The 8,809-nt window shown below is 76.4% G+C and carries 6 protein-coding genes; 4 read left to right on the plus strand and 2 right to left on the minus strand.

What is annotated here, in order from left to right:
• Positions 1–1,902, plus strand: a 1,902-nt coding sequence (locus tag AB6N23_RS15580) for a pectate lyase family protein (protein WP_412866913.1), incomplete at its 5' end; no start/stop codon positions are given.
• 110 nt (positions 1,903–2,012) lie between these two features.
• Here AB6N23_RS15580 and AB6N23_RS15585 read toward each other — a convergent pair.
• Positions 2,013–3,083: a sigma-70 family RNA polymerase sigma factor gene (locus AB6N23_RS15585; RefSeq protein ID WP_412866914.1), complete on the minus strand. Its 1,071-nt coding sequence runs from the start codon at positions 3,081–3,083 to the stop codon at positions 2,013–2,015.
• A 219-nt stretch (positions 3,084–3,302) separates the two neighbouring features.
• Here AB6N23_RS15585 and AB6N23_RS15590 point away from each other — a divergent pair, with 219 nt between their 5' ends.
• From AB6N23_RS15590 to AB6N23_RS15600, 3 genes are all read left to right on the plus strand, one after another.
• On the plus strand, positions 3,303–3,692 hold the full coding sequence (locus tag AB6N23_RS15590; protein WP_412866918.1) for a VOC family protein: 390 nt from the start codon (positions 3,303–3,305) through the stop codon (positions 3,690–3,692).
• 41 nt (positions 3,693–3,733) lie between these two features.
• Positions 3,734–4,288, plus strand: coding sequence for an NUDIX domain-containing protein (locus tag AB6N23_RS15595; protein WP_412866915.1), 555 nt, complete (start codon positions 3,734–3,736; stop codon positions 4,286–4,288).
• An 86-nt stretch (positions 4,289–4,374) separates the two neighbouring features.
• On the plus strand, positions 4,375–5,877 hold the full coding sequence (locus AB6N23_RS15600) for an AAA family ATPase (protein ID WP_412866916.1): 1,503 nt from the start codon (positions 4,375–4,377) through the stop codon (positions 5,875–5,877).
• A gap of 76 nt (positions 5,878–5,953) precedes the next feature.
• On the opposite strand, the gene AB6N23_RS15605 is transcribed toward AB6N23_RS15600, so the two are convergent.
• The gene (locus tag AB6N23_RS15605) at positions 5,954–8,629 is read right to left on the minus strand and encodes a phosphoenolpyruvate carboxylase (RefSeq protein ID WP_412866917.1); all 2,676 of its coding nucleotides are present in this window, start codon (positions 8,627–8,629) and stop codon (positions 5,954–5,956) included.
• Positions 8,630–8,809 lie beyond the last annotated feature (180 nt).

The raw sequence follows: 8,809 nt of genomic DNA on the forward strand, positions 1-8,809 counted from the left end.
GCCCGCGACCTCGGCCGCGAGGTCCTCCCGGCGGGCGACGGCTGGGCGTCGTGGTCCGGCACGACCCGCCCGGACGGCCGCGTCGTCGAGGCCGCGGGCACCACCGGCGGCGCCGCCGCCGCGGCGTCCGAGGTCTACGTCGTCGACACGTGGACCGAGCTGCGCGACGCCCTCGCCGGACGACCCGGCGGCTCGCAGACCGACGCGCGCCGCAGCACCACGCCGCGGATCGTCTACGTGCGCGGCACGCTGGACGCGTTCAGCACCGCCGACGGCACGCGGCTGACGTGCGACGACTTCGCGTCGCAGGTCACGGTCGCCGGCACCGGCGCCCCCTTCTCGATGGACGACTACGTCGCCCACTACGACCCCGCGGGCCCGTGGGGCAGGGAGGACCCGTCCGGCCCGCTCGAGGACGCGCGCGTGGCGGCGGCCGCCGTGCAGGCGCGCCAGACGCAGCAGCACGTCGGCTCGAACGTCACGATCGTCGGCGTCGGCGACGACGCCGGGATCGTCGGCGCCAACCTGCGGATCCGCGACGCCGCGAACGTCATCGTCCGCAACCTCACGCTGTCCGACGCGTACGACTGCTTCCCCCAGTGGGACCCGGGCGACGGCGCGACCGGCAACTGGAACTCCGCGTACGACAACCTGTCGGTCTGGACGTCCACCAGCGTGTGGGCGGACCACCTCACGCTCGACGACGGCGAGCACCCGCCGGCCTCGCTGCCGACCGTGTACGGGCGCCCGTTCGAGGTGCACGACGGGCTGCTCGACGTCACGCACGGCTCCGACCTCGTCACGGTGTCGTGGAGCCACTTCGACGACCACGACAAGACGAGCATCGTCGGGTCGTCCGACTCGCGGCTGCAGGACCGCGGCCAGCACCGCGTGACCTACCACCACAACCGGTGGACCGACGTCGGCCAGCGCGCCCCGCGCGTGCGGTTCGGCGACGTGCACGTCTACAACAACCTGTACGAGCAGACCCGCCCCGGCCTGTTCTCCTACTACTGGGGCGCCGGCGTCGAGTCGAGCATCGTGGCGGAGAACAACGCCGTCGAGCTCGCCGAGGGCGTCGACCCGGCGCGCGTCGTGGCCGAGTGGAAGGGCACGCAGCTGCGCGAGACCGGCACGCTCGTGAACGGCGCGCCGGTCGACGTCGTGGCGGCGTTCAACGCGACGGCACCGCTGCCGCTCGCGGACACCGCCCGCTGGACGCCCGCCGAGCACTACGACCCTGTCGTGCAGCCCACCGAGGAGGTCGCGGCGGCCGTCCGCGCCGGCGCCGGGGCGACCCTGCCGTCCGGCACGCCGGTGGCCACCGGGGCGCCGGACGCGCCGCGGCTGTCGCACGACAACGCGCACGGCACCGGCCTGCACGACGGCGACTACACCGTGACGTCGACGCTCTACTGGGGGCAGAACGCCACGGTCGTGCGCTTCTACGAGAACGACGTGCTGGTCGACGCGCAGTGGCTCGACGGCCGCTCCCCGCGCCGGCAGACCGCCACGCTCGACGTCACGGGTCGCGCCGACGGCACCTACACGTACGTGGCCGAGGTGCTCAACCCGTGGGGCACGGCCCGCTCGGCGCCGCTGACCGTGACGGTGCGCGACGCGAACCCGGGACGCCCGACCGTCACCGCCGGCCCCGTGCGGGACGGCGCCGTCACGGTCACGACGACGCTGTACTGGGGCACCAACGCGACGTCGTACGCGCTGCTCCTCGACGGCGTCGAGGTCGACCGGCAGGACCTGGTCGCGCGGACGCCGCGCCGCCAGGCCGCGACGACCACGCTGACGGGCCTGACGCCCGGCGAGCACACCGTCGTGGCACGCCTGACCAACGCCGCGGGCTCGACCGACAGCCGGCCGCTCCGGATCACCGTGCGCGGCTGACGACCGCGTGCACGAGCGCCCTGCCACCCCGGCGCGGACCGGGGAGGCGGGGCGCTCGTGCGTCCGACCCCGACGGGCGTGGCCGTGCCCGGTGCCGGCCGGCGGCGCGCTCAGACCGCGGGGGCGACGCCCTCGTCCGGGCCGAGCTCGGCGGGCAGCCCGCACCGGGCGAACAGCTCGGCGCCGAACCACACGGTGACGTGCCGCACGCCGTCCGCGCCGAGCGTCACCTGCTGGAGCTGGAACGCGCGGTGCACGCCGTCGTCGCCGCGCATGTAGAGGCCGTACGCGGGCAGGCCGTTCGCGGCGGTCGCCAGCATCCGCATGGACCCCGGCCCCGTCGCCGGGCACCACGTGGTGATGAGGTGCCCCACGGCGGCCGGCCCCTGGTACCAGCCGGGGAAGGGCGGCATCTCCCAGACGACGTCCGCCGCCAGCAGCTCCACGATCGCCGCCACGTCGTAGGCCTCGAACGCCGCCACGTACCGCGCCAGCAGGTCGCGGTGCCGCGGGTCCGTCGGCTCGAGGGGCGGCACGTCGTGCACGTTGGCCATGTGCGCGCGGGCGCGCTGCAGCGTCGAGTTGACCGCGGCCACGGACAGGTCGAGGGCGTCCGCGACCTCGGCGGCCGACCACGCCAGCACGTCGCGCAGGAGCAGCACGGCACGCTGCTGCGCCGTCAGGTGCTGCAGCGCCGCGACGAACGCGAGCCGCACCGTCTCCCGGCCGACGGCCGACTCCGCCGGGTCGACGGGCGCGGACGACCACACCAGCCGGTCCGGCAGCGGCTCGAGCCACGGCACGCTCGTGTCCTCGCGCGGCTGGTCGCGGGGATCGGCGGGCGGGGCGCCGATGCCGGTGGGCAGCGGTCGCCGCTTGCGTCCCTCGAGGTGCGTCAGGCACGTGTTGGTCGCGATGCGGAACATCCACGTCCGCAGCGACGAGCGGTTCTCGAACCCGCGCATCGCGCGCCAGGCGCGCAGGTACGTCTCCTGCAGCATGTCCTCCGCGTCGTGCACCGACCCGGTCATGCGGTAGCAGTGGGCGAGGATCTCGCGCCGCAGCGGTGCCAGGCGCGCGGTGAACTCCTCCTCGGACACGTCGGCGCCCACGGCGCCGGCAGCACCGGGCGCGGTGAGGGGAGCCGTCGGCGAGGACTCCTGCGATGTGGTCGTGGTCACACGGCGACGCTAGCGGCCACCACCGACAGCCCGGAACCCCGTCGCGGGTGGCGGGCGCCCGACGTCCGGACCGTGCGCGCGCCCGCCGCCGCCCGATGAGTCCGCGGCCGTCCGCGAGTCGGCACCGCTGACGCGACGGACGCCCCGCGCGTCCCCACCGGACGGCGCGCCCGCACCCCGCCCGGGCCGACCGCACCGAGGGAGCCACCCGTGGACCGCATGATCTTCGTCAACCTGCCGGTGAGCGACCTCGCCTCCGCCCGCGCGTTCTACGAGGGCCTCGGGTTCGGCGTCAACGACATGTTCTCCGACGAGCACGTCGTCAGCGTCGTCGTGTCCGACACCATCTGCGTGATGCTCCTCGACCAGGAGCGCTTCGCCGCGTTCACGCCGCTGCCCGTGTCCGACGCCCGCACGAGCACCCAGGTGCTGCACTGCCTGTCCGCGTCCTCCCGCGCGGAGGTCGACGACCTCGTCGCGCGCGCGCTGGCCGCCGGCGGCAGCGAGTTCCGGGCCGTGCAGGAGGACGGGCCGATGTACGGCCGGGCCGTCGCGGACCCGGACGGGCACGTGTGGGAGATCCTGCACATGGACCTCGTCGACGCCTGAGCGCGCGCCCCGGCCCGGACGCCCGTGCCAGACTCCCCCGCATGCCCGCCGACGCCGCCCCCACGCGCCCCGACGACCCGGGCGCCCGCACGGCTCGCGGACCGGCGCGCTACGCGGCCGACGACCACCTCGGCGGACGCTCGCTCCTCGTGGCCGCCGCGTACGTCGTGCTCCGCCGGCGCGTCGACGGGCGCGACGAGGTCCTCCTGCAGCTGCGGCGCGGCACGGGGTACATGGACGGGTACTGGGCCACCCTGGCGGGCCACGTCGACCCGGGCGAGAGCGTGCACGAGGCGGCGGTGCGCGAGGCCGCGGAGGAGGCCGGTGTCGTCGTCGCGCCCGACGCGCTCGTGCCGCTCACGGCGCTGCACCGGTTCGAGCGCGGCGGGCCCGCGGTCGAGCAGCGGCTGGACGCCTTCTTCGAGGTCACGACGTGGTCCGGCGACCCGGTGACGCGCGAGCCGGACAAGACGGCGGCGATGGGGTGGTTCCCGCTCGACGCGCTGCCCGACCCGGTCGTCCCGCACGAGCGGCTCGTCCTCGACGTGCTGGCCGCCGGCGACCCGCTGCCCGCGGTGCTGTCGCTCCCCTCCTGACCGGCCGCGACGGCCCGCGCCGACGCACCGGCGCGTCCCACCACCGGCGGTGCCCCGCCGCCGCGCCCGGCCGCTAGCGTGCGGCCATGCTCCCCGTCCCGACGCCCACCGTCTCGCGGGACGACCTCGGCGCGCTCGTGGCCGCGCGGTCCCCGCTCGTGGTGCTCGAGACCGACGACGAGGCGGGCGCCGTCGCCCTCGTGACCGCGTCGGCGGCACGCGTCGCCGGACCGCCGCGCCCGGTGTTCCGGTGGAGCGTCACCGAAGGGCTGTCGCGCGCCGACGTCCCCGGGGCGGCGCCGCAGCGGCACAACGCCGAGGCGGTCGCCGTGCTGCGCTCGGTCGTGGACACGACCGTGCCCGGCGTCTACGTGCTGCTCGACCTGCACCCCTTCCTCGACGACCCCGTCGTGGTGCGCCTGCTCAAGGACGCCGCGCAGCTGCCCGTCGCCCGGCGCAGCACCGTGGTGCTCGTGTCGCGGACGCTGCGGGTGCCGCCCGACCTCGAGCACCTGGCCGTGCGGCTGCCGACGCGCCTGCCCACGACCGAGGAGCGCGCGCGCATCGTCGACGACGTGGTCGCCGCGTGGGCCACCACGACCGGCACGCTCCCGCCCGTGGACCCGCACGCGCGCGACCTGCTCGTCGCACGCCTGGCCGGGCTGTCCCACGGCGACGTCGCGCGCCTCGCCCACGGCGCCGTCGTGACGGACGGCGCGCTGACGATGCGCGACGTCCCCGAGGTCGAGCGCGCGCGCGTGGAGGCGCTCGCCGGCGACGGGATCCTGTCCTACGAGTACGCGACGGCGGCCCCGGAGGACGTCGTCGGGCTCGACGGCGTCCTGCGCTGGCTGCACGTGCGCCGCGCCGCGCTCGACGGCAGCGCGCCGCACCTGCCCGCGCCGCGCGGCATGCTGCTGCTCGGCGTGCAGGGGTGCGGCAAGTCGCTGGCCGCGCGGGCAGCCGCCGCGCTGCTCGGCGTGCCGCTGCTGCGCCTGGACCTGGCGGGGGTGCACGACAAGTACGTCGGCGAGTCGGAGCGACGGCTGCGCGAGGCCCTCGCCGCGGCCGAGGCGCTGGCGCCGTGCGTGGTCTGGGTGGACGAGATCGAGAAGGCGCTCGCCGCGTCGGACGGCGACGGCGGGGCGTCCCGCCGCGTGCTCGGCACGCTGCTGTCGTGGCTCGCCGACCGACGCACCTCCGTGTTCGTGGCGGCCACGGCCAACGACATCTCCGCGCTGCCGCCGGAGCTCGTGCGCAAGGGCCGGTTCGACGAGCTGTTCTTCGTCGACCTGCCCGACGCGCCGGCGCGCGCGGCCCTGGTCCGCCTGCACGCGCGCCGCCACGGCGCCGACCCGACGGACGCCGAGCTCGCCGGCCTCGCCGCCGAGACGGAGGGGTTCTCCGGCGCCGAGATCGAGCAGGCCGTCGTGGCCGCGACCTACGCGGCCCACGCACGGCGCGTCCCGCTGGACGCCGCCACCGTCCTCGCCGAGGTGCGCGCGACGCGGCCGCTCGCGGTCGTGATGCACGAGCGGGTCGCCGCGCTGCGCGCGTGGGCGGCCGGCCGGACGGTCCCCGCGCGCTGAGCGAGCCGCACCGCGGGACGACGACGGCCCCGGCGCGGACGAGCCGCACCGGGGCCGGGACGCCGGACCGGACCGGTCAGCCGGTGTTCTGCAGACCCGCGGCGACGCCGTTGACGGTGAGCAGGAGGAGCCGTCGCAGCTCGTCGGCCTGCTCGGGGGCGGCACCGGTGCGCAGGCCGCGCAGCGCACGCAGCTGCAGCAGCGACAGGGCGTCCACGTACGGGCTCCGCAGCTGCACGGCGCGGCCGAGGATGCGGCGCCGGCCCAGGATCGCGTCGGCACCCGTCGTCGCGAGCACCCAGCGGCGGGTCAGCGCCATCTCGGACAGCACGAGCTCGGCGAGGTCCTGCCGGTCGGCGAGCGCGAGGTAGCGGGCGGCGATCCGCTCGTCGGTCTTGGCGAGCGACATCTCGACGTTGTCGATGATCGTCGCGAAGAGCGGCCACTCGGCGTAGGCGGTGCGCAGCTCGTCGAGGTCGCCGACGGCGTCGAGCGCCGTGCCGAGCCCGTACCAGCCGGCGAGGTTGATCCGGGCCTGCGACCACGAGAACACCCACGGGATCGCCCGCAGGTCGTCGAGGGACGACACCGAGAGCCCGCGGCGCGCGGGTCGCGAGCCGATCGGCAGGAGGCCGAGCTCCTCGAGCGGCGTCACCTCGGCGAACCACGCCGGGAAGCCCTCGGCGCGCACGAGCTGGTGGAACCGCTCGCGCGACGCGACGTCGAGCCGGCCCGCGAGGTCGGCGAACCGCGCCGCGGCGTCGTCGTTGCGGCGCACCACGCTCGGCGCGTCCGCGAGCAGCGTCGCGGCCGTGACCTGCTCGATGTGCCGGGTCGCGATGTCCGGGTCGCCGTAGCGGGCGAAGATGACCTCGCCCTGCTCGGTCAGCTTGAAGCGGCCGTCCACGGAGCCCGGCGGCTGCGCGAGCACGGCACGGTTGGCGGGGCCGCCGCCGCGCCCGAGGGCGCCGCCGCGCCCGTGGAAGAGCGTGAGGGCGATGTCGTGACGGCGCGCCCAGTCGGCGATGCGGCGCTGCGCGTCGTCGAGGGCGAGCGTCGCGGAGACGGGGCCGACGTCCTTCGAGGAGTCGGAGTAGCCGAGCATGACCTCGACGCGACGGCCGTTGACGGCGAGCCGCTCCTGCACCCGCGGGTGCGCGAGGGACGCCTCGAGGATGTCGACGCTCGCCTGCAGGTCGGCGAAGGTCTCGAAGAGCGGGATCGCGTCGATGACGGGCGCGTCGTCGGCGCCGCCGAACGCGAGCTCGGCGAGCCGGTAGACGGCCGCCAGGTGCTCGGGCGACTGGGTGAACGACACGATGTAGCGCCGCGCGGCGGCGACGCCGAACCGGCGCTGCACGGCGCCGAGCGCCCGGAACGTGTCGAGGACCTCGACGGTCTGCGGCTGCAGGTCGCCGTCGACGCCGTTCGCCTCGATGTCGGCGAGCGCGGCGGCGTGCACCTGCGAGTGCTGGCGGACCTCGAGCTCGGCGAGGTGGAACCCGAAGGTCTGCACCTGCCACAGCAGCCGCTGCAGGTCGCCGTAGGCGGCGCGCCGGGCGCCGGCGGCGACGAGCGAGTCCTGGACGACCCGCAGGTCGGCCTCGAGCTCCTCGGCGTTCGCGTAGGCGAGGTCCGCGTCGCGGCGCCGCGTGGCGGCGATGCGCTCGACCACGACGAGCATCGCGCGGTGGTGCGGCTCGTTCGGTGCGTCGTTCGCGGCGCGCGTCGCGATCGCCTCGTCGAGCGAGCGCTGGCGCTGCCACAGCGCGCTCAGCCCGGGCGACGGCGGCGTGCCGGCGCCGTCGAGCGTGAGCCCCGCCGCCGTCCGGCGCGCCGAGACCAGCAGCGCGTCGAGCGCGTGCTCGGACGCCGCGACCGCGGCCGCGCGGGTGACCTCGGCCGTCACGTTCGGGTTGCCGTCGCGGTCGCCGCCGATCCACGTGCCGAGGCGGGCGAACGGCTGCACGACCGGCGCCGTGGTGCCGGCGTCCGCGGCGAGGAGCCAGTCGTCGAGGCGCCGGTAGACCTGCGGGAGCACGTCGGCCAGCGTCGCGTCGACGATCGACAGGACGGTCTCGACCTCGTCGAGGACGGTCGGCTTCTCGGCGCGCAGCGGCGACGTGCGCCACAGCGTGTCGATCTCGGCGAGCAGCCGACGCTCGTTCTCGGCGAGCGTCGTGCCGCCGATCTGCATGGTGTCGCGCTCGGCGACCAGCTCGGCCACGCGGCGGATCGAGCGGGCGACTGCGCGCCGGCGCGCCTCGGTGGGGTGCGCGGTGAACACGGGCCGGAACTCGAGCGTGGCGAGCCGCTCGCGCGCGGCCTCGGCGCCGATCTCCTCCTCCAGGCGCTGGTACGCCGCGGGGAGGGAGTCGTCGGGCGCCAGCTCGTGCGGCGCGAGGCGGGACTCGCGGTCGCGCAGCACGCGGACGCGGTGGTACTCCTCCGCCAGGTTCGCGAGGTGGAAGTAGCACGTGAACGCGCGGGCCACGTGCTCGGCGCGCTCCGGCGAGAAACCGGTCACGAGGCGCTCGGCCTCCGCCAGCGCGTCGCCGTCCGGCTCGCCGTGCGAGCGGATCGTCAGCTCGCGCAGCCGCTCGACGTCCGCCAGCAGGTCCTCCCCGCCGGCGTCACGCAGCACACGGCCGAGCAGCTCACCGAGCAGCCGGACGTCGTTGCGCAGGGGTTCGGGGACCTCGTGGCTGGCCACGCCGCGCGGGACCTCGGTCGCGTTCTCCGCTGGACTCACGGCGCCAAAGGTAGACGACGCGGGGCAGCCGTCGCCGCCGCGCCCGCGCCGTGGGCACCGCGGACGCTGTCGCGCACGTCACAGCCGGTCGTCGGCGGTCCCGGCGTCGGGGACCTCGTCGCGTGCGGCCACGGCCCACGGGCGCCGGTACCGCCCGAGCGGGACGCCGGCGCGCTGCGC

Source organism: Cellulomonas pasadenensis, assembly GCF_047229365.1.
In the GTDB taxonomy this organism is placed as follows: Bacteria; Actinomycetota; Actinomycetes; order Actinomycetales; family Cellulomonadaceae; genus Cellulomonas.

Excerpts from the sequence above, each read along its gene's own strand:
- AB6N23_RS15590 (WP_412866918.1), top strand. The coding sequence starts at position 3,303 with ATGATCTTCGTCAACCTGCCGGTGAGCGACCTCGCCTCCGCCCGCGCG.
- AB6N23_RS15595 (WP_412866915.1), top strand. The coding sequence starts at position 3,734 with ATGCCCGCCGACGCCGCCCCCACGCGCCCCGACGACCCGGGCGCCCGC.
- AB6N23_RS15600 (WP_412866916.1), top strand. The coding sequence starts at position 4,375 with ATGCTCCCCGTCCCGACGCCCACCGTCTCGCGGGACGACCTCGGCGCG.